This is a genomic window from Streptomyces sp. NPDC029138, from assembly GCF_055564375.1.
Genome location: NZ_JBVHWM010000039.1, coordinates 23508 through 43778, shown reverse-complemented (window position 1 = coordinate 43778; position 20271 = coordinate 23508). Strand labels below are relative to the sequence as shown.

16 protein-coding genes are annotated in these 20271 nt (G+C 72.4%); 7 read left to right on the top strand and 9 right to left on the bottom strand.

The window, feature by feature from the left end; genetic code table 11:
• Positions 1-18: 18 nt before the first annotated feature.
• Entirely contained in the window at positions 19-972 is a 954-nt protein-coding gene (locus ACZ4WH_RS26895; protein WP_468185087.1) for an NAD(P)/FAD-dependent oxidoreductase, read from the top strand.
• A 240-nt stretch (positions 973-1212) separates the two neighbouring features.
• Here ACZ4WH_RS26895 and ACZ4WH_RS26890 read toward each other — a convergent pair whose 3' ends face one another.
• The gene (locus ACZ4WH_RS26890) at positions 1213-3159 is read right to left on the bottom strand and encodes a Xaa-Pro dipeptidyl-peptidase (RefSeq protein WP_468185002.1); all 1947 of its coding nucleotides are present in this window, start codon (positions 3157-3159) and stop codon (positions 1213-1215) included.
• A 175-nt stretch (positions 3160-3334) separates the two neighbouring features.
• Between ACZ4WH_RS26890 and ACZ4WH_RS26885 the strand changes: the two genes are divergently transcribed.
• Entirely contained in the window at positions 3335-4822 is a 1488-nt protein-coding gene (locus tag ACZ4WH_RS26885; protein WP_468185000.1) for a M1 family metallopeptidase, read from the top strand.
• Between the two features lie 34 nt (positions 4823-4856).
• Here the strand turns inward: ACZ4WH_RS26885 and ACZ4WH_RS26880 are convergent, their stop codons facing one another.
• Both ACZ4WH_RS26880 and ACZ4WH_RS26875 read right to left on the bottom strand, forming a co-directional pair.
• Positions 4857-5774 (bottom strand): PfkB family carbohydrate kinase, encoded by a 918-nt coding sequence (locus ACZ4WH_RS26880; RefSeq protein ID WP_468184998.1) that lies wholly within the window; start codon positions 5772-5774, stop codon positions 4857-4859.
• A gap of 128 nt (positions 5775-5902) precedes the next feature.
• On the bottom strand, positions 5903-7369 hold the full coding sequence (locus ACZ4WH_RS26875; protein ID WP_468184996.1) for an amino acid permease: 1467 nt from the start codon (positions 7367-7369) through the stop codon (positions 5903-5905).
• A 221-nt stretch (positions 7370-7590) separates the two neighbouring features.
• Between ACZ4WH_RS26875 and ACZ4WH_RS26870 the strand changes: the two genes are divergently transcribed.
• The gene (locus ACZ4WH_RS26870) at positions 7591-8355 is read left to right on the top strand and encodes a MerR family transcriptional regulator (protein ID WP_468184993.1); all 765 of its coding nucleotides are present in this window, start codon (positions 7591-7593) and stop codon (positions 8353-8355) included.
• Positions 8356-8361: 6 nt separating this feature from the next.
• Here the strand turns inward: ACZ4WH_RS26870 and ACZ4WH_RS26865 are convergent, their stop codons facing one another.
• From ACZ4WH_RS26865 to ACZ4WH_RS26855, 3 genes are read right to left on the bottom strand one after another with little or no spacing between them, the layout of a single operon-like run.
• Entirely contained in the window at positions 8362-10539 is a 2178-nt protein-coding gene (locus ACZ4WH_RS26865) for a 3-hydroxyacyl-CoA dehydrogenase NAD-binding domain-containing protein (RefSeq protein ID WP_468184991.1), read from the bottom strand.
• A gap of 49 nt (positions 10540-10588) precedes the next feature.
• On the bottom strand, positions 10589-11803 hold the full coding sequence (locus tag ACZ4WH_RS26860) for an acetyl-CoA C-acetyltransferase (RefSeq protein ID WP_468184988.1): 1215 nt from the start codon (positions 11801-11803) through the stop codon (positions 10589-10591).
• A gap of 43 nt (positions 11804-11846) precedes the next feature.
• On the bottom strand, positions 11847-13013 hold the full coding sequence (locus ACZ4WH_RS26855) for a CaiB/BaiF CoA transferase family protein (protein ID WP_468184986.1): 1167 nt from the start codon (positions 13011-13013) through the stop codon (positions 11847-11849).
• Between the two features lie 371 nt (positions 13014-13384).
• Between ACZ4WH_RS26855 and ACZ4WH_RS26850 the strand changes: the two genes are divergently transcribed.
• Entirely contained in the window at positions 13385-14563 is a 1179-nt protein-coding gene (locus tag ACZ4WH_RS26850) for a saccharopine dehydrogenase family protein (RefSeq protein ID WP_468184983.1), read from the top strand.
• 256 nt (positions 14564-14819) lie between these two features.
• Here ACZ4WH_RS26850 and ACZ4WH_RS26845 read toward each other — a convergent pair whose 3' ends face one another.
• Entirely contained in the window at positions 14820-15557 is a 738-nt protein-coding gene (locus ACZ4WH_RS26845; protein ID WP_468184981.1) for an endonuclease V, read from the bottom strand.
• A 59-nt stretch (positions 15558-15616) separates the two neighbouring features.
• Here ACZ4WH_RS26845 and ACZ4WH_RS26840 point away from each other — a divergent pair, with 59 nt between their 5' ends.
• Entirely contained in the window at positions 15617-15913 is a 297-nt protein-coding gene (locus ACZ4WH_RS26840) for a YciI family protein (protein WP_468184979.1), read from the top strand.
• A 43-nt stretch (positions 15914-15956) separates the two neighbouring features.
• On the opposite strand, the gene ACZ4WH_RS26835 is transcribed toward ACZ4WH_RS26840, so the two are convergent.
• A complete protein-coding gene (locus ACZ4WH_RS26835; RefSeq protein WP_014676172.1) occupies positions 15957-16295 on the bottom strand; it encodes a hypothetical protein in 339 nt (112 codons plus the stop codon).
• A gap of 75 nt (positions 16296-16370) precedes the next feature.
• Positions 16371-17573 (bottom strand): WD40/YVTN/BNR-like repeat-containing protein, encoded by a 1203-nt coding sequence (locus ACZ4WH_RS26830; protein ID WP_468184976.1) that lies wholly within the window; start codon positions 17571-17573, stop codon positions 16371-16373.
• Positions 17574-17811: 238 nt separating this feature from the next.
• On the opposite strand from ACZ4WH_RS26830, the gene ssgD reads away from it, so the two are divergent.
• Together ssgD and ACZ4WH_RS26820 are read left to right on the top strand one after the other, a co-directional pair.
• The gene (gene ssgD / locus ACZ4WH_RS26825; RefSeq protein WP_468184973.1) at positions 17812-18228 is read left to right on the top strand and encodes a spore wall synthesis regulator SsgD; all 417 of its coding nucleotides are present in this window, start codon (positions 17812-17814) and stop codon (positions 18226-18228) included.
• A 335-nt stretch (positions 18229-18563) separates the two neighbouring features.
• Positions 18564-20189 (top strand): ABC-F family ATP-binding cassette domain-containing protein, encoded by a 1626-nt coding sequence (locus ACZ4WH_RS26820; RefSeq protein WP_468184971.1) that lies wholly within the window; start codon positions 18564-18566, stop codon positions 20187-20189.
• Positions 20190-20271 lie beyond the last annotated feature (82 nt).

Below are 20271 nucleotides of genomic sequence, written 5' to 3'. Positions count from 1 at the left end.
AGGGTGCCGAGTGACGAAGTGATCGTGGTCGGAGGCGGGATCGCCGGGCTGACGACGGCCGTGCTGCTGGCCGAGTCCGGGCGGCGGGTGCGGGTGTGGGCGCGGGAGCCGGCCGAGCGGACGACCTCGGCGGTCGCCGGTGGCCTGTGGTGGCCGTACCGCATCGAACCCGAGCCGCTGGCGGGCGCGTGGGCGCTGGAATCCCTCGGCGTGTACGAGGAGTCGGCCGGCCGCCCGGAGGAGACGGGGGTGCGCCTGGTCGACGGCGTGCACCACGGGACCCGGCTGGACGAGCTGGGAGCGTGGGCGGGCCGGGTGCCGGGGCTGCGGGCGGTGGCCGAAGGGCTGGCGGCGCGGCTTCCGGTGATCGACATGCCGGTGCATCTGGCCTGGCTGCGTGAGCGGCTGGAGAAGGCGAGCGAAGCGGGATGGGGGTCCGCCTGGACGAAGTCCGGGGGAGGCACGGTGGAGGTCCGTGAGGTGACCGACCTTACCGCCGTGCCCGCCCCCGTGGTGATCAACTGCACGGGTCTCGGGGCCCGCTCCCTGGTGCCGGACCCGGCGGTGCGGCCGGTGCGCGGGCAGCTGGTCGTGGTGGAGAACCCGGGCGTCACCAACTGGTTCACCTCGGTCGACCACTCCTCGGCCGCCTCCACCTACTTCATTCCGCAGCCGGGCCGGCTGCTCCTGGGCGGCACGGCCGAGGAGGACGACTGGTCGCTGGAGCCGGACCCGGCCACGGCCGAGGCGATCGTGGCCCGCTGCGCGGCCGTCCGGCCGGAGATCGCCGGGGCGCGCGTCCTGACACACCGGGTGGGACTGCGGCCGGCCCGGGAGGCGGTACGACTGGACCGACAGCCCCTCCCGGACGGCCGCGTCCTGGTGCACAACTACGGCCACGGCGGCGCGGGCGTCACGGTGGCGTGGGGCTGCGCCCGGGAAGCGGCCGAGTTGGCATTCCCGACGACCTGAGCGAGCGGTCGGCAGGAGCCGAGGTGGCGTTCCCGACCCCTGAGCGTCCGAAGGCGCGGCCGTGCAACTCCCCAGGGGCGCGGGGAACTGCGCGACCAGCCCACGACAACCCGCAACAGAACCCGCCGACCAGCCACCCCAAGGGGCGCGGGGAACTGCGCGACCGGCCCACGACTGCCCGGAGCGGGAGACCACGACCAGCCCACCCCGCAGCCGGCGCAGCCGACCGGCACTGACCCGTCAGCTCGCCGGAACGTGCCGAACGGTACGCGGTGCCCCGACGCCGTCCAGCGCTGTCGGCGCAGGAGCCCCACCGCCGCCGGACGCAGCGCCGGCGAACGCCCCCGCACCGCCCACCACGGGCACCGTCGCCTTCGTACGGGAGAGGTCCACGGTGAGCGTGGGCCGGCTGGACGGAGGGTCGATGAGATCCTTGTCCGTACCGGCGACGATCAGCGCGAGCCGGTGTCCCGCGGGGACGACGTGGTCGGTGGCCGCGAGGTCCAGGGTGATCGTGTACGCCCTGCCCGGCGTGAGCGGGACACCGTCGGCCGGCCAGGCGTAGTGGCCGAGGTCGGCCCAGCCACGGCTGACCACGGTGTAGTCGACGGCGGCCGTCTTCGCCGCGGTCTCCTTGAAGCAGGCGCTGTCCCCGGCGGTGCTCGCGCCCCAGCAGCTGCGCTCGGTGAGGGTGGTGATGCCCTCGGCGCGGTCGGCGTAGTCACGGATGGTGTCCGGGCCGACGTCGACCAGCACGGCGGTCAGATGGGCGGAGCCGGTCGTCGGGGTCGCGGTGACGGTCACCGTGGAGGAGCCGGACAGACGCAGGTCCCGGGTGAGCGGCGCCGTGAGGAACCCGGCCTTCTCCGGGGTCGCCGTGGTGAGGCGCGCGGCCCAGTCGGTCTCGCTCAGTGCCGGGTCGTCCGTGAAGCTCTCGGTGCCGGTGCCCGGGCGCAGGCCGAGCGTGCCGACGCCGGCCCGGCTGCCGGCGGCCGGGTGCAGGACGGCGGGGCGGGTGCCGCGCGGGGGCCAGACGGCGGAGGTGACCCACCGGTCGGGGTGGCGTTCGATGTCGGCCGTCGGCTCACGGTCGATACCGTTGTCGTAGCCGAGGAGTTCGTGGTCGAACCAGCGGTGCAGGGTGTCGACCCAGGCGCCGCGCCGGTAGTCGAAGGGGTCCACGTGCCCGGTCTGGGAGAGCCAGATCTTGCGCTCCACGCCGTGCCGGGCGAGGGTGTCCCACCACTGGCCGAAGTGCTTGGTGCGGACGTTGAGGTCCTGCATCCCGTGCACCAGGAACACACTGGCGCGCACCTTCGCCGCGTCCTTGACGTAGTCCCGCTCGGTCCACAGCGGGGTCCAGTCGCCGCTGCGCGGGCTGCCGTCGGCGAGCTTCTTCTGTACGGCCGCGCAGTGGGCCTGCGCGTCGGCGCTCTCGACGTAGCCGGCCAGCTCGTCGGGGCCGCCGTCGTAGAGCGGAGCGCCCTGGGCGAAGTAGTAGTCGTACCAGGAGGAGATCGCGCTGATCGGGACGATCGTCCTGAGGCCCTTGACGCCGGTGGCGGCGACGCCGTTGGCGATGGTGCCGTCCCAGCTCTTGCCGATCATGCCGGTTCTGCCGTTGGTCCAGCCGGCCGTCACCGGGGTGCCGCCCGTGCGGCTGGTGTAGGCCCGGGCGCGGCCGTTCAGCCAGTCGACCACGGCCTTGGCGGACAGGATGTCGGACCGGCCGCCGACGTCGACGCAGCCGTCGGAGCGGTTGGTGCCGGCGAGGTCAACGCCGACGAACGCGTAGCCGCGGGGCACGAAGTAGTTGTCGTAGAACAGCGGCATCTGGACGACGTGGCCCTCGGCGTCGTACGTCTTGCGCTGGCTCTCGTTGCCGCGCCCGCAGCAGGAGTAGTAGGGGCTGGCGTCCATGATGACCGGCACCTTGCGGCCCTGCCGGGCGGGTTCGGCGGGCCGGACGATGTCGGCGGCGACGCGGTCGGTCCGTCCGTCGCCGTCCTCGTCGAGGCCCGTGTCCACCCACACGGACTCGCGGACGGCGTCGGCGTAGGAGTAGACGGGCCGGCTCTCCCGGGGCACGGCCTGGGCGGCGGCCGGGGTGAGGAAGGTGGCCGTCAGAGCGGCGACGGCAGCGGTGACGAGCGTTCTCCAGATCGTGGAGCGCGTGCGTTTCGGCATGCGCGGACGGTACTCCCGTCAACGCCCGTACAGAAGAAGGCTTTCCGGTGCGCGTGACGGCTGAATGGCGATCGTGTGACAGCAGGGGTCATGGACAGGTCAGTGGCCACAGGGACTGAATAGGCTCCGGACAGATCTCCGAACGGACGCACAGTCCCTACGACTTGGAGCTGACGTGCACCGCAGAATCATCGCACCGGGCGCGCTCGCGGCGGCCTCCCTCCTGCTGGCGATCCCGGCATCGGCCGCGAGTTTCTCCCCCGGCGCACCGGGCATCGGCGACCCCTACTACCCGAACTACGGCAACGGCGGTTACGACGTCTCGCACTACGACCTGAGGCTCCAGTACCAGCCGAAGACGGACGAGTTGCAGGGCACGGCGACGATCCTGGCGAAGACCACCCAGGATCTGTCCAGTTTCGACCTGGACTTCCTGCTGGACGTCAGCGAGGTGCGGGTCAACGGCACCAAGGCGTCCTTCTCGACGTCCGGCCAGCACGAACTGGTCGTCACCCCGAAGACCCCGCTGGCCAAGGGCACCGCGCTCACGGTCGTGGTCCGCTACAGCGGGGTGCCCTCGACGAAGAGCGCCTACGGCTTCTCCACCTGGCACCGCACGCCGGACGGCGCGGTGGCCGCCGACGAGCCCGAGGCGGCCTGGTGGTGGTTCCCGAGCAACGACCACCCGGGCGACAAGGCCACCTACGACGTCTCGGTGGCCGTGCCGGACGGCACCCAGGCCATCTCCAACGGCACGCTCCAGTCGACCGCGTCGAAGCTGGGCTGGACCCGCTACAACTGGCGGCAGAACAAGCCGCAGGCGACCTATCTGGCCACACTCGCGGTCGGCAGGTTCGACATCACCACCAGCACCTCCGACGGAGGGGTGCCCGTCATCAACGCCTACAGCAAGGACCTCGGTGACAACGACGGGGCCGCGCGGGCCGGCGTGGAGCGCACCGGGGAGATCGTGGACTGGCTGAGCGGCTACTTCGGGCCGTATCCGTTCAGTTCGGCGGGCGGCTATGTGCCGAACACCACCACCGGCTACGCGCTGGAGACGCAGACCCGTGTCTACTACAGCCCGCGCCAGTTCGCGAACGGCTCCAACACCTCGGTGGTCGTGCACGAGCTGGCCCATCAGTGGTACGGCGACGACGTGTCGATCGCGGCCTGGAAGGACATCTGGATCAACGAGGGCTTCGCCCGGTACGCACAGTGGCTGTGGTCCGAGCACGAGGGCGAGGGCACCGCGCAGGAACTCGCCGACTACGTGTACGCCTCGCACCCGGCCGACGACGCCTTCTGGACGGTCGAGCCCGGCGACCCGGGCCCGGACGAGCAGTTCGGTGCCGCCGTCTACGACCGGGGCGCCCTCGCCATCCAGGCGCTGCGCAACGAGATCGGTGACGACGCGTTCTTCGCGATCCTGAAGGGCTGGCCGAAGGAGCACGCGTACGGCAACGCCTCGGTGGCCGACTTCCAGAAGTACGCGGAGCGGGTGTCCGGCAAGCCGCTGGCCGCGCTGTTCGACACCTGGCTGTTCCAGCCGACGAAGCCGGCCGCGCCGGCGGTACGGAGCCTGGCGAAGACCGGTACGGCGGTGACGCAGCCGAGGTCCTGGAAGAAGATCGAGGCGACGAACGCCGTCCACGGGCACTGAGACCGCTCCCTGTGCCCCAGTGCCCCGGGGTGCCTCAGTAGCTCGGTTCGGACGCCCGTCGTAGCAGTTCGTCCCGGCCTATCGCGTCCGTGCGGGTGGCCGGGACGGTGCACGCGTAGGCGCCCGCGACCGCGCCGTACCGGGCGCATCGCTCGGGCGGCTCGCCGCTGAGCCGGCCGTAGAGGAACGCGGCGGCGAAGGCGTCGCCCGCGCCGTTGGAGTCCACCACCGGCGCGGGCGGGGCCGCCGCCGGTATCCGGGTCAGCTCGCCGTCGGCCAGCAGAAAGGCGCCCTCCGCTCCGGCGGTGGCGACGACGGTTTCGGCGCGCCCGCGCTCGGCGACGCGCCGCATGGTCCGCTCGGGGTCGGTCAGGGCGGCGGCCGACAGGAAGACGACGTCGGCCGCGTGCGCGAACGGCTCGTGGTACGGGTTCTCGCCGTCCCAGTCGTGCAGGTCGGTGGAGAGCGGCACGCCCGTCTCGCGCAGAACGGGCAGGGCGTGGGCGCAGGGCTGGGTGATGGTCACGTGCACATGGCGGCTCGCGGCGGCCAGCGCGCGCAGGCCGGCCTCGGGGAAGCGGTCGTCAGGGCGGGCGCGGCTGGTGTCGTACAGGGACAGCCGGCGGCCGTCCGGGCCGACGAGATTGACCGCCCGCTTGGTGCCGGCCGGCTGGGGCAGTGCGGTGAGGGCGATGCCGTGCTCGCGGTGCAGGGCGCGCACGAGGTCGCCCTCGGGGTCGTCGCCGAGCAGGTCGAGGTGGTGGGTGCGCAGCCCGAGCCCGGCCAGTCCGAGCGCGACGAAGTCGCCGGTCTGCCCGGCGCGGGTGCGGATACCCGAGTCGATCATGTAGCTGTCGGCGTACGGCAGGGGCAGCTCGGGGACCGGGATGATCGTGTCCACACCGGCACCGCCCAGCACCAGCACGTCGGTCGTGTCCGTTCGCCCGGTCATCCCGCGTCCTCCCCCTCCGCGCGCCCCTTCGGGGCGCCCCCCGATGGCACGATGGCGCCACGCCGGAGCTTCATGATCTCCGGCATGACGCCACCGTACGCGATGCCACTGACAGTGGCGCCGAGCCGCTACTTCGACAGCTCGGACAGTTCCTGGTCGGTGTTCCTCGCCACCCGGCGGCGGACGCCGAACCAGCCGGCGACCAGCATGACGGCGATCACCGGGATGAGGAGCAGGGTCTTGCGGCCGACCTCGGCGTCGTTCCACATCATGCCGAGGCAGACCAGCAGGAAGACGACGGTGGCGACCTCCGTGACCGGGCTGAACTTCAGCTGGAAGTGCGGCCGGGTCACCAGGCCCGCGCGGGCGCGGCGGACGAAGATCAGGTGGCAGAGCATGATGATCACCCAGGTGCTGATGATGCCGAGCGAGGCGACGTTCAGCACGATCTCGAAGGCCTGGCTGGGCATCAGGTAGTTCAGGCCGACACCGAGCACACAGACCGCGCAGGTCAGCAGGATGCCGCCGTAGGGCACCTGGCTGCGGTTCATGCGTGCGGTGAACTTCGGCGCCGAGCCGGCCATGGCCATCGAGCGCAGGATGCGGCCGGTGGAGTACAGGCCGGAGTTGAGCGAGGACATGGCGGCGGTCAGCACGACCAGGTTCATCACGTCACCGGCCGCCGGGACGCCGATCTTGGAGAGCACGGTCACGAACGGGCTCTGGTCGGCGGAGTACACCGAGCCGGGCAGCAGCAGGGCGAGCAGCACGACCGAGCCGACGTAGAACAGGCCCACGCGCCACATGATCGAGTTCACCGCGCGCGGGACGACCTTCTCCGGCTCGGCGGTCTCGCCTGCGGCCACACCGACCAGTTCCAGGGCGGCGTACGCGAAGATCACGCCCTGCATGACCAGGACGACCGGCATCAGGCCGTGCGGGAAGACGCCGCCGTTGTCGGTGATGACACCGAGGCCCGGCTTGCTGCCGCCGACGTCGTGCTGGGTCGCCAGCAGGAAGATGCCGATCAGCATGAAGCCGACGAGGGTGGCTACCTTGATGATCGCGAACCAGAACTCCATCTCGCCGAAGATCTTCACCGAGATCAGGTTCACGGCGAGGACGACCGCGAGGGCGATCAGCGCCAGCACCCACTGCGGGATGGACGTGAACATGCTCCAGTAGTGCGTGTACAGCGCGATCGCGGTGATGTCGGCGATGCCGGTGGTCGACCAGTTCAGGAAGTACATCCAGCCGGCGACATAGGCGCCCTTCTCGCCGAGGAACTCGCGCGCGTACGACACGAACGAGCCCGAGGACGGCCGGTACAGGACCAGCTCGCCCAGGGCCCGGACGACGAAGAACGCGAAGACACCGCAGACCAGATAGGCCAGGGCGAGCGCCGGGCCCGCGTTGTGCAGGCGTCCGCCGGCGCCCAGGAAGAGGCCGGTGCCTATGGCGCCGCCGATGGCGATCATGTTGACGTGGCGGGCCTTGAGGTCCTTGCTGTAACCGGCGTCGCCCGCGTCCGCGGGCGTCTGGGCCACCTGGGGGTGGGTGGTGGCCTGTGCCGATTCCACGGCTTCCTTGCTCACGGGTGGTTCCACTTCCTGATGCGCCCGGACCTCATGGGCCCGGGGTTCGTGCAGGTCTTGGCCCGCACCACCCTTGTGTCGCGGCACAGACCAAGGCAGCAGCTTCCCAGAGAGACCGCCCGGTATGCGGTGGTCCACCTCACAGAGCGGCTCTTCTCACACGGTCGTCACGGGCTCGCCCCGGGTTTCACACCATTGGTGAGACAGCGATACTGCTGCACATGACGACCGACACCGGGGAGCCCACCCTGACGATCGACGAGCTGGCCGCGCGGGCGGGCGTCACGGTGCGCACGGTCCGCTTCTACGGCACCAAGGGCCTGCTGCCACCGCCGGTGATCGGTCCGCGCCGGGTGGGCCACTACGGCAGGGAGCACCTGGCCCGGCTCCAGCTGATCGAGGAGATGCAGCAGCAGGGAATGACCCTCGCCGCGATCGAACGGCATCTGCGGCAGCTGCCGGCCGACCTCGGCCCGCACGATCTGGCGATCCACCGGGCGGTGGTCGCCTCCTGGGCGCCGGACACCGTCGAGACCGTGTCCCGCGCGGAGCTGGAGCGGCGCGCGGGACGCCGGCTGGCCGAGGAGGACGTTGACCGGCTGGCCGCGATGAACGTGGTGACGCGGGACGGGGAGTCCTTCCGCGTGGACTGCGGCCTGCTGCGGCTCGCGGTGCAGCTCCTCGACGTACCACTGTCGCAGGAGACCATCCTGGCCGCCCGGACCGTCCTGACCGACCACGCGCGCGCGGCGGCGCACGAGCTGTCGGACCTGCTGCGGGAGGCCGTGGCCGAACGCGACACGCGGGACGTGAAGTCGCTGTCGGCCCATATGCACCCGCTCGTGGTGCAGGCGCTGCTCACCACCTTCCAGCGGTCACTCAAGGAGGAGCTGCGCCAGTGGCTGGACGGCGCGGCGGGCCGGGAGACCGCCTCCGGGGGCGCGGCGGCCCCAGGAGCGGAGTCCCGGGGCACGCCGTCCGGCTGAGGCGCGTCAGCGGGCGTCGGTGAACGTCTCGCCGTTCTCGGCCTTCGCCACGAGCAGCGCGGGCGGGGTGAACCGCTCGCCGTACCGCTCGGCCAGCTCGCGCGCGCGGGCGACGAATCCGGGCAGGCCCCCTTCGTAACCGTTGATGTACTGGAGCACACCACCGGTCCAGCCGGGGAAGCCGATGCCGAGGACCGAGCCGATGTTGGCGTCGGCGACGGACGTCAGGACGCCCTCCTCCAGGAGGCGCACGGTGTCGAGCGCCTCGGCGAAGAGCATGCGCTCCTGCATGTCCCGGAACGGGATCTCGTGTCCGGGCTCGGTGAAGTGCTCGCGCAGGCCCGGCCAGAGCCCGGCCCGCTTGCCGTCCTCGGTGTAGTCGTAGAAGCCGGCGCCGCCGCTGCGGCCGGTGCGGCCGAACTCGTCGACCATGCGGTCGATGACCGCCTCCGCCGGGTGCGCCGTCCAGGTGCCGCCGGACTCCTCCACGGCCCGCTTCGTCTCGCCCCGGATCTTGCGGGGCAGAGTGAGGGTCAGCTCGTCCATGAGGGACAGCACCTTGGCCGGGTAGCCGGCCTGGGCGGCGGCCTGCTCCACGGAGGCGGGCTCGACGCCCTCGCCGACCATGGCGACGCCCTCGTTGATGAAGTGGCCGATCACCCGGGAGGTGAAGAAGCCGCGCGAGTCGTTGACGACGATCGGCGTCTTGTTGATCTGCCGGACCAGGTCGAAGGCGCGCGCGAGGGCCTCCTCGCCGGTGCGCTCGCCCTTGATGATCTCGACCAGCGGCATCTTGTCGACCGGCGAGAAGAAGTGCAGTCCGATGAAGTCGGCCTGGCGCTGCACGCCCTCGGCGAGGGTGGTGATGGGCAGCGTGGAGGTGTTGGAGCACAGCAGCGCGTCGGGGGCGACGACCTGCTCGATCTCCTGGAACACCTTGTGCTTGAGGGCGGTGTCCTCGAACACGGCCTCGATGACCGCGTCACAGCCCGCGAGGTCGGCCGCCTCGGCGGTGGGGGTGATCCGGGCGAGCAGCGCGTCCGCCTTCTCCTGGCTGGTGCGGCCCTTGGCGACGGCCTTGGCGCACAGCTTCTCCGAGTAGCCCCTGCCCTTGACAGCCGCTTCCAGGGAGACGTCCTTGAGGACGACGTCGATGCCCGCGCGGGCGCACGCGTAGGCGATGCCCGCACCCATCATGCCCGCGCCGAGGACGGCCACCTTGCGGACCGGACGGGGCTCGACGCCCTTCGGGCGGTTGGCGCCGGAGTTGACCGCCTGGAGGTCGAAGAAGAAGGCCTGGATCATGTTCTTCGAGATCTGCCCGGCGGCGAGTTCCACGAAGTAGCGGGCCTCGATGACCTGGGCCGTCTCGAAGTCGACCTGGGAGCCCTCGACGGCGGCGGCGAGGATGTTCCGCGGCGCCGGGTAGGGGGCGCCGTTCGTCTGCTTGCGCAGGTTGGCCGGGAAGGCGGGCAGGTTGGCGGCGAACTTCGGGTTGGCCGGGGTGCCGCCGGGGATCTTGTAGCCCGGCCTGTCCCAGGGCTGCTGGGACTCGGGGTTCGCGTCGATGAAGGCCCGGGCCTTGGCGAGCAGTTCCTCGGGGGTGGCGGCGACCTCGTGGACGAGACCGTTCTCCTGGGCGCGCCGCGCGTTGTACTGCCGGCCCTGGAGGAGGACCTTCAGCAGGGCGTCCGCGATGCCCAGCAGCCGCACGGTACGCACGACTCCGCCGCCGCCGGGGAGCAGGCCGAGCGTGACCTCGGGGCAGCCGATCTTGGTGCCGGAGGTGTCGAGGGCGATCCGGTGGTGGCAGGCGAGGGCCAGTTCGAAACCGCCGCCGAGGGCCGCGCCGTTGATGGCGGCGACGACCGGCTTGCCGAGGGTCTCGATGCGGCGCAGGTTCCGCTTGATGGCGAGGCCGCCGTCGAACAGCTCCTGCGCCGTCTCGGGGGTGACCCGGATCAGGTCGCGCAGGTCGCCGCCCGCGAAGAAGGTCTTCTTCGCCGAGGTGAGGATGATGCCCCGGATGGAGTCCCGCTCGGCCTCCAGCCGGTCGGTGATCACGGCGAGGGAGTCGCGGAACGCCTGGTTCATGGTGTTCGCGGACTGGTTCGGGTCGTCCAGGACGAGGGTGACGACACCGGTGTCGTCCTGCTCCCAGCGGATGGTGGTGCTCTCGGTCATGACAGTCGTCTCCGTAGAAGTCTTCAGGGCGCTTGGTTCCGCGGGGAGTTCAGACGCGCTCGACGATGGTGGCGATGCCCATGCCGCCGCCGACGCAGAGCGTGGCGAGGCCGTAGCGCTTGTCCTGGCGCTCCAGTTCGTCGATGAGCGAGCCGAGGATCATGGCGCCGGTGGCGCCGAGCGGGTGGCCGAGGGCGATGGCTCCGCCGTTGACGTTGACCTTGTCCAGGCTGAGGCCCATGTCCTTCACGAAGCGCAGCACGACCGCGGCGAACGCCTCGTTGATCTCGACCAGGTCGATGTCGTCGATGGTGAGGCCGGCCTTCGCCAGGGCCTTGCGGGTGGCGGGGGCGGGGCCGGTGAGCATGATGGTCGGCTCGGAGCCGGAGACGGCAGCGGCGACGATCCGCGCGCGCGGGGTGAGGCCGTACCGCTCGCCGACCTCCTTGGAGCCGATCGCGACGAGCGAGGCGCCGTCCACGATGCCGGAGGAGTTGCCGGCGTGGTGGACGTGGTCGATCTTCTCCACCCAGTGGTACTTCTGAAGGGCCACGGCGTCGAAGCCGCCCAGGTCGCCGATGTCCGCGAAGGACGGCTTCAGCTTGGCGAGGGAGTCGGCGGTGGTGCCGGGGCGCATGTGCTCGTCGTGATCGAGGACGACCAGGCCGTTGCGGTCCTTGACGGGGACCACGGACTTCTCGAAGCGGCCCTCCTTCCAGGCGGTGGCGGCGCGCTCCTGGGACAGGGCCGCGTACTCGTCGACGTCCCGGCGGGAGAAGCCCTCGATGGTGGCGATGAGGTCGGCGCCGATGCCCTGCGGCACGAAGTTGACGGCGAGGTTGGTCATGGGGTCGTTGAACCAGGCGCCGCCGTCCGAGGCCATCGGGACCCGGGACATGGACTCGACACCGCCCGCGAGGACGAGGTCCTCCCAGCCCGCGCGGACCTTCGCTGCGGCCAGGTTGACGGCCTCCAGGCCGGAGGCACAGAAGCGGTTCTCCTGCACGCCCGCGACCGTGTCCGGCAGTCCGGCGGCGACGGCGGCGATCCGGGCGATGTCGGAGCCCTGGTCGCCCACGGGGCCGACGACGCCGAGCACGATGTCGTCGATCGCGGCCGGGTCCAGGCCGGGGAAGCGGTCGCGGATCTCGTGGATGAGGCCGACGACCAGGTCGATGGGCTTCGTGCCGTGCAGGGCGCCGTTCGCCTTGCCGCGGCCGCGCGGGGTGCGGATCGCGTCGTACACGTACGCTTCGGTGCTCACTGGTGTGCCTTTCGGGAGGGTGGGCCGAGCGGGGTGGGCGGGGTCAGCCGCCGTCGGTGACCAGGTCGTCGGGGTCGTCGGTCGGGCGTGCCGGTATGCCCCAGTCCCGGGCGACCGCCGCCGTGTCCGCGCCGGGCCGGGCGGGGCCGGTGCGGACGGCGGTGGGGGTCGCGGAGAAGCGGGGAGCCGGGGCGGGCTGGGTGATGCCGCCGTGGTCGGTGAAGGTGCCGCGCGCGGCCAGGTGCGGGTGGGCCGGGGCCTCACGCAGACTCAGCACGGGCGCCACACAGGCGTCGGAGTCCGCGAAGACGGCCGTCCACTCGGCCCGGGTGCGGGACTTGAAGGCGGCGGCGATCCGTTCGCGCAGTTCGCCCCAGCGGGTCCAGTCCTTGCGGGCCGACTCGAGGTCGTCCAGGCCGAGCAGCCGCAGGAACTCCGCGTAGAACTTGCCCTCCAGGGCGCCCACCGCCATGTACCCGCCGTCGGCGGTCTCGTAGGTGCCGTAGTACGGGCAGCCGCCGTCCAGGAGGTTGGCGGCGCGGCGGTCCTGCCAGCCGCCGGCGGCGAGCATGCCGTGGATCATCGCGGAGAGGTGGGCCGTGCCGTCCACGATGGCCGCGTCGACGACCTGGCCGGTGCCGGTCGCGCGCGCGTGGTGCAGGGCGGCGAGGACGCCGACGACCAGGTAGAGGGAGCCGCCCGCGTAGTCCCCGAGGAGGTTGGCGGGCACGGCCGGGGGTTCGTCCGGGCGGCCGATCATGCCGAGGGTTCCGGTGAGCGCGATGTAGGCGATGTCGTGGCCGGCGCGGTGGGCGAGCGGGCCGTCCTGGCCCCAGCCGGTCATGCGGCCGTACACCAAGCGGGGGTTGCGGGCGTGGCAGTCCTCGGGGCCGATGCCGAGCCGCTCGGCGACGCCGGGGCGGTAGCCCTCGATGAGGATGTCGGCCCGCTCGGCGAGGTCCAGGACGCGCGCGGGGCCGTCCGGTGCCTTCAGGTCGACCACGATCGAGCGCTTGTTGCGGTTGGTGACGTCGTGGGCCGGGTCGATCGCGAGGCCCGGCCCGCCCGGACGGTCCACCCGGACCACGTCGGCGCCCAGGTCGGCCAGCAGCATGGCGGCGAACGGGCCCGGTCCGATGCCGGCCAGTTCGACCACGCGTACGCCGGAGAGCGGGCCGTCGCCCGGCGTCGGCGTCTCTGCCGTTGTCATCCGTCCAGCCCCCAAGCGTGTGTGACACAACTGATGTAACACCGGTGATGCTAAGAACGCGTTCCACCGGACACAAGACCTCAACGAGCAAGCGCTTAGCCAAGTGCCCGCCGGGCCGATGATCACCCGGGAGAGTGACCGGCGCTCGGCCGGGTCCCCCGGAGCCACGGGCGCCCGGGACCCGTCACCCGGCTCGGGCGGCGGGGTCCACCACGTGGGCCGGGGGCGGTTTCTCCCACTTCCTCACGGCATTCCTGGCTACGGCCACCGCTGCCTCCGGGCTGGTCGTCGGGCTCCGCACTCCTCACGCTAGCCTCGGCCACCGACAGCGGCGCGGGCTGCGCGACGGGCCGCACGGACCAAGGGGTGTCATGAGCAGGATGAGCAGGACGGACCGGCCGTACGACCTCGTGCTCTTCGGAGCCACGGGCTTCGTCGGCGCGCTCACGGCCCACTACCTCGCCGCGCACGCGCCGCGGGACCTGCGCTGGGCGATCGCCGGCCGCGACGAACGGCGGCTGGAGCGGCTGCGCGAGGATCTGCCCGGAGGCCCGGACGTCGGGGTGCTGCGGGCCGACGTGGCCGAACCTTCCACCCTGCGCGCCCTCGCCGAGCACGCGCGCGTGGTCGCCACGACCGTGGGACCGTACGTACTGCACGGCGAGGAACTCGTCGCGGCCTGCGCCGACACCGGCACCGACTACCTGGACCTCACCGGCGAGCCCGAGTTCGTGGACCTGATGTACGTCCGGCACGACGCACGCGCGCGGGAGACCGGCGCGCGCCTGGTGCACGCCTGCGGTTTCGACTCCGTGCCGCACGACCTGGGCGCGTACTTCACGGTCCGGCAGCTCCCCGAGGGCGTGCCGCTGACCGTGGACGGCTATGTGACCGCCGACGCGGCCTTCTCCGGCGGCACGCTCGCCTCGGCGCTGAACCAGATGGCCCGTGGACGGCGGATGCTGGCCGCCGCGCGCGAGCGGGCCCGGCACGAGCCACGGCTGCCGGGCCGCCGGGTGACGGCGCCGGCGGGCCCGCCGAGGTACGCGGCGGAGGTCGGCGCGTGGGCGCTGCCGCTGCCCACCATCGACCCTCAGATCGTGCGTCGTTCGGCGCGGGCGCTGGAGCGGTACGGCCCGGACTTCCGCTACCGGCACTACGCGGCCGTGCGGCACCTGCCGGTCGCCCTCGGCGGGATCGCCGCCGTCGGCGCGGTGACGGCCGCGGCGCAGCTGCCGCCGGCCCGGCGCTGGCTGTCGGACCGGCTCAGGCCGGGCGACGGGCCGAGCGCTGAGAAGCGGGCGAAGAGCTGGTTCTCGGTGCGGTTCGTCGGCGAGGGCGGTGGCCGGCGCGTGTTCACCGAGGTCGCGGGCGGCGACCCCGGGTACGACGAGACGGCGAAGATGTTCGCCGAGGCGGCCCTGTGCCTGGTCTTCGACGAGCTGCCCCCGACGGCCGGTCAGGTCACCACGGTCCAGGCGATGGGCGACGCCCTGACCGAGCGGCTCCGCGCGGCGGGGATCACCTTCCGGGTGGCGGCGGAACGCTAGCGGCAGCCGCCGGTCGCCACCGCGGCCCTGGGCTCCGCAGCAGGGCCGCGTACCTCACCGGGACGATGAAGGCTCGTGCCGGACGGGGCCGAGGAGGCGGAACAGTCGTGAAGTTCGTGCGCGAAGTGACCGTGGACGACGGCGCGAGGGCGTGAGTCCGGGCGGGTGAGCTGGAGCGCGTCCTGCGGTACTGGGGTGGCAATCCGCGTCACGCCCTCGAACCCGGCGACGGTTCGCCCGTCCACGACTGGGAGTGTCAGGAGGTCGGCGCCTGGCGCGTCGAGTCCTGACCGCCGCCGGCCAGGCCCTGTGCCGCCTCCCGCAGCGCCCGTCGGCACAGGGCGTCCGCGCGGCGGGTGGTCTCCGGCAGCCGGTACCGGGGGGTCAGCGCGAGGGCGTGCGCCACGGCGTTGTCGAGGCTCACCCGGTGGCCGACCGAGACGAACACCGGCTTGACGCCGTCCCGGGTGCGCAGGGCCCGCCCGACCTCCTCCGTCCCGGCGAGCAGGGGTGCCGAACCGCCCCGGGCCGGCTGCGGGTCGTCGTACGTGAAGGTGAACGGGTTCTTGGCGACCCCGACCGTCGGCAGGTCCGTGAGCACGCCCAGGTGGCTCGCCAGGCCGAAGCGGCGCGGGTGGGCCAGGCCGTAGCCGTCGCACACGACCAGGCCGGGCGGGCACGGCAGCCGGTCCAGGGCGGCGCGGACGGTGGGGATCTCGCGGAAGGCCAGGAGCCCGGGCACGTACGGGAAGGAGACCCGGCCGACGGCCGTCGCCTCCGCGACCACGTCCAGGGTGGCGGCGTCGAGCACGACGGCCGCCGCCGCGACCAGGTCCAGGTCGTCGTCGTAGGCGACGTCGACCCCCGTGACACGGCCCGTCCCGGGCGGCGGTCCGGGCTCGTCCAGCACCACCCGCCCGCGCAGCTCGTCCTGTACTGCGCGGGCCTCGTCCTCGGTCGCGGGCCAGCCCGCGGGTACGCCGACGATCGTCATGCCGGGTGACTGTACGGTCCCGCCGGGGGCCGCCGGCCGGGCGGGGTAGGCTGGCGATCATGTTCGTGCTGGAGCTGACCTACACCGCGCCGCTCGATGCCGTGGACGCCGTGCTGCCGGACCATGTGGCCTGGCTGGATGAGCAGTACGAGAAGGGCCTCTTCCTGGCCTCGGGACGCAAGAACCCCCGCGACGGCGGGGTGATCCTCGCTGTCGCGGGGGACCGCGCCCGCATCGACGAGATCGTCGCGAGCGACCCGTTCACCGTCGCCGGTGTGTGCGCCTACCGCGTCACGGAGTTCATCGCCACGAAGACGGCCCCGGAGCTGGCGCGCCACCGGCAGACTCTCGACTGACGTCGGTCTGTCGACCTCCTCGGGCGTCGGGCCTTGCCGGCCGTCAGCCCTTCTTGGCGTTCAGCGCGCGCTGTAGTTCGTCCTTGTTCATGTGCGAACGGCCTTCGATGCCGCGCTGCCTCGCCTCGTTGTACAGCTGGTCGCGGGTCGGGCCGTGCGAGCCGACCCGGTTGCCCGACCGCTGACCGCCGCGCTTGCTGGACGACATGTCCTGCGTCGAGCTGCGGCTGGCGGTCTTGGACTCGCCGGAGCGGGCGCGTTCCTTGTTCACCGTCCGCGCGGCGATCTCCTTGGCGCGCCCGGTGCTCTCGCCCCGGTCCTGCGCGCTCTTCTTGATGTGCTCGTACTGACGCTCACGCTTGGGGCTGGAACCGGCTGGCATGATCGCTCCCTTCCTTTGCGGCGGGGAACGAGTACCCGCGTTCAGCCGCGCTTACCTCACCGGCCTGGCCGTGCCTCACCGTTCGAGCCGCGCCACCCGCCCCTGCTCGCCTGCCGCCCAGCAGCTCAGGTCGGGGGTGCAGGCGACGGTGTCGTACGAGCCGGTGTCGATCGTCCGCCAGCTGCGACCGCCGTCGGTGGTCAGGTCGGTGCCGGTCGGGCCGACGGCCAGGGCGGCGGTGCGGCTGTGCGGGAGCCAGGCGGCTCCGGAGCGGTACGCGGGCGGCGGGGTGGTGGCGGGCCGCCAGGTGCGGCCGCCGTCGGCGGTGACCGCGACGGCCTGCGGCGAGGACTGGTCGGGGCGGTAGTCGCCGCCGACCGCGAGGCCGTGGGTGCGGTCGCGGAAGGCCAGCGCGAAGACGCCCCTGGCCGGATCGCCCGCGGGGACCGGCGTGTCGGCGGCCGTCCAGGTGAGCCCGCGGTCGGCGGAGTGCAGCACGCGCGCGTGGGCGCCGCCGCCGGTGGCCAGCCAGACGTCCTTGGGGCCGGCGGTGACGAGGCACTGGCCGCTCGCGGCGAAGCCCGCCTCGCCGTCCAGCGCCGGAGGCATGCCGTCCGTCGGCAGCACGTGCCAGGAGTGTCCGCCGTCGTCGGTGGACAGGACGCGGAACTTCCCGTCCACCGGGTCGCTCAGGGCGAGGCCGTGGCGGCGGTCGAAGAAGTCGAGGCAGTCGTAGAAGGCCTTCGGGTCGGTGTTGCGGAAGGACTCCGTCCAGGTCGTACCGCCGTCGTCGGTGCGGTAGACGCGGGAGGCCTCGCCCACACCGATGGCGAGCACCACCGCGCGCCGGGCGTCGAACGCCGTCACGTCCCGGAACTGGAGATCGGCCGCCCCCGGCGGAGAGACGTTCCGCCAGCTCGCGCCGCCGTCCGTGGTCCGCAGCACCGTGCCCTCGGTGCCGGCCAGCCAGGCGGTGCGCCGGTCGACGGCGGCGAGGCCACGGAAGCGGATGCGCGGTGTGCCGGGGTCCTTGGCCGCCCAACGCACGCTTCCCGCGCCGGGGTTCTTCGCCGTCCCGTGTCCGCCTCCCGTGCCCGCGTCCATCGCCGCTCGGTTCACTTGTCCGGTGCCGGGACCCGGCTGCCCCGCGCTCGCCCGGCCGGTGGTGCCCTGTGCGAGCGGACGGGCCTCGGCGGCCGGGACCGTCAGGGCGGCCAGCGCCGCCCCGCACGCCACTCCCGCCGCCACCAGCCGGCTCGCCGGTCCCCCGCGTCGCATGCTCCCCAAGCGCCTCATGGCGGGCGAAGCTAGCCCCACTCCCCCGGCCCCGTCCAGAGGGCCTGCCGTGCGGAGCGCGTCGGCGACGAGCGGGAACGGCCGTGTGTTCCCCATGCATGAACGCGGTGACCGAGGTCACTCGTTCCGCGTGTGCACGCATCGGCCGTTTCCGTCGTCTCTTCCAGTGCCGGGTGCCGCACACCCGGGCGCAGTCCAGCCGTCACGAGGGAGCAAGGCGTTGTCCACCGTCATCGAGCAGCCCGTAGAGGCCCGTCTCGTCGCCGCCGCACCGCGCATGCCGAGCATTCCCGCCACGCTGCGCTACGACCGTCGCGACCCGTTCGCCGTCCGCATGACGTTCCCGGCGCCGGCCACCCTGGAGGGCGTCGAGGTGTGCTGGACCTTCTCCAGGGAACTGCTCACGGCTGGTCTACAGGGCCCCGAGGGGCACGGCGACGTCCGTGTGCGGCCGTACGGGTACGACCGCACGGTGCTGGAGTTCCACGCCCCGGAGGGCACCGCGATCGTGCATGTGCGCTCGGGCGAGATCCGGCGGTTCCTGGAGGCGACCAGCGACCTGGTCCCCGTCGGCCTGGAACACCTCCAGCTCGACCTGGACCACGACCTGGCCGAGCTGATGCGGGACGCCTGCTGAGCGCCACGCGATGAACGCCTGCTGAGCGCCACGCGATGAACGCCACGCGCGCGTGGGGCGCCGCGGCGTAATCTCGTTGACAGCTCTCCCACCCCCTCGTACGGTGTACAGCGGTTCTGTTGCCGTCGATTGGAGAAGGACGTTGCTCGTCTGAGGTCCTGAGGCACCGCGTCGCACCGGTGAGGTGTGCGCGGCGTACGACCTCGGCGTCCGAGCCGTCCCCCGGCACAGGCCTTTTCTCGTGGCCTCCTCAGTGCCCAGACCTTTCGGTTTCCGCCTCGCGGTGTCTCGACACGCGTCCACCCGAACGCACCCATCCCTCGCGAGGCGCCCACATGTCTGCTTCCCTCACCTGTACCGCCCTGTCCTTCGCCTGGCCCGACGGCACCGCCGTCTTCGACGACCTGGACATCGCCTTCGGACCCGGCAGGACCGGGCTCGTCGGCGTCAACGGATCGGGCAAGTCCACCCTGCTCAAGCTGCTGGCCGGGGAACTCCCCCCGGCCGACGGCATCGTCAAGGCGGCCGGTGAGATCGGCTACCTCCCGCAGAACGTCACGCTCGACACCGCGCTCCGCGTCGACCAGGCCCTCGGCATCGCCGGCCGACGGGCCGCCCTGCACGCCATCGAGGCGGGCGACGCCGCCGAGGAGCACTTCGAGACCGTCGGCGACGACTGGGACGTCGAGGAGCGCGCCCTGGTCACCCTCGGCGAACTCGGACTAGGCCACATCGGCCTGGACCGGACCGTCGGCGAGGTGTCCGGGGGCGAGTCGGTGCTGCTGCGGCTCGCCGCGCTGCTGCTGCGCCGCCCCGACATCCTGCTGCTGGACGAGCCCACCAACAACCTCGACCTGTACGCGCGCCGACGGCTGTACCAGGCCGTCGCCTCCTGGCCCGGCGTGCTGGTGGTGGTCAGCCACGACCGGGAACTGCTTGATCTGGTCGACCAGATCGCGGAGCTGCGCTCCGGTGAGGTCGCCTGGTTCGGCGGCAACTTCTCGGCCTATGAGGAGGCCCTGGCCGTCGAGCAGGAGGCGGCCGAGCGGATGCTGCGCGTCGCCGAGGCCGATGTGCGCAAGCAGAAGCGCGAACTGGCCGACGCCCAGGTCAAACTGGCCCGCCGCAAGCGGTACGGGCAGAAGATGTACGAACAGAAACGCGAGCCGAAGATCGTCATGGGGGCCCGCAAACGCGCCGCCCAGGAGTCGGCGGGCAAGCACCGCGTCATGCACGAGGAGCGGCTCGCCGAGGCCAGGGAACGGCTCGACGAGGCGGTGGAGGCCGTACGGGACGACGACGATATCCGTATCGACCTGCCGTACACGGCCGTACCGCCCGGCCGGCAGGTGCTCACCCTGGAGAAGCTGGAAACGGCCTACCACGCGCGCGTGCCGGGCATCCTCGATCTGCGCGGCCCGGAGCGGATCGCGCTCGTCGGCCGCAACGGCGCCGGCAAGACGACGCTGCTGCGGACCGTCGCGGGGGAGCTGGCGCCGGTGTCGGGCACGGCGACGGCCCATGTCCCGCTGCGGTTCCTGCCCCAGCGGCTGAACGTGCTGGACGACGACCTGTCGGTCGCCGAGAACGTCGCCCGGTTCGCCCCGGGCGCCACCAACAACCGGATCCGGGCCCGGCTCGCCCGCTTCCTGTTCCGGGGCGGGCGGGCCGACCAGAAGGCGGCCACCCTGTCGGGCGGTGAGCGTTTCCGGGCGGCCCTGGCCGCGCTGATGCTCGCCGAGCCCGCGCCCCAACTCCTGCTGCTGGACGAGCCGACCAACAATCTCGACATCGCCAGCGTCCGGCAGCTGACCACGGCCCTGGAGTCGTACGAGGGCGCGCTGATCGTCGCCAGCCACGATCTGCCGTTCCTGGAGTCGATCGGGATCACGCGGTGGCTGCTGATGGAGGGAGGGGAGCTGACGGAGACGACGCCCGAGGCGCTCGGGGATCCAGCCTGACCGGCCGGCGAGGGCCCGTCCGGCCGGCCCGGCTGGTTCGCGTGAGCGGCGCGCCGGGCACCGGGGGTTTGGCCCTGACCGG

Coding starts and splice junctions, on each gene's coding strand:
- ACZ4WH_RS26845 (WP_468184981.1), bottom strand. CDS start 15,557: ATGACGATCGTCGGCGTACCCGCGGGCTGGCCCGCGACCGAGGACGAG.
- ACZ4WH_RS26855 (WP_468184986.1), bottom strand. CDS start 13,013: ATGACAACGGCAGAGACGCCGACGCCGGGCGACGGCCCGCTCTCCGGC.
- ACZ4WH_RS26835 (WP_014676172.1), bottom strand. CDS start 16,295: ATGCCAGCCGGTTCCAGCCCCAAGCGTGAGCGTCAGTACGAGCACATC.
- ACZ4WH_RS26865 (WP_468184991.1), bottom strand. CDS start 10,539: ATGACCGAGAGCACCACCATCCGCTGGGAGCAGGACGACACCGGTGTC.
- ACZ4WH_RS26870 (WP_468184993.1), top strand. CDS start 7,591: ATGACGACCGACACCGGGGAGCCCACCCTGACGATCGACGAGCTGGCC.
- ACZ4WH_RS26830 (WP_468184976.1), bottom strand. CDS start 17,573: ATGCGACGCGGGGGACCGGCGAGCCGGCTGGTGGCGGCGGGAGTGGCG.
- ACZ4WH_RS26840 (WP_468184979.1), top strand. CDS start 15,617: ATGTTCGTGCTGGAGCTGACCTACACCGCGCCGCTCGATGCCGTGGAC.
- ACZ4WH_RS26820 (WP_468184971.1), top strand. CDS start 18,564: ATGTCTGCTTCCCTCACCTGTACCGCCCTGTCCTTCGCCTGGCCCGAC.
- ACZ4WH_RS26850 (WP_468184983.1), top strand. CDS start 13,385: ATGAGCAGGATGAGCAGGACGGACCGGCCGTACGACCTCGTGCTCTTC.
- ACZ4WH_RS26890 (WP_468185002.1), bottom strand. CDS start 3,159: ATGCCGAAACGCACGCGCTCCACGATCTGGAGAACGCTCGTCACCGCT.
- ACZ4WH_RS26880 (WP_468184998.1), bottom strand. CDS start 5,774: ATGACCGGGCGAACGGACACGACCGACGTGCTGGTGCTGGGCGGTGCC.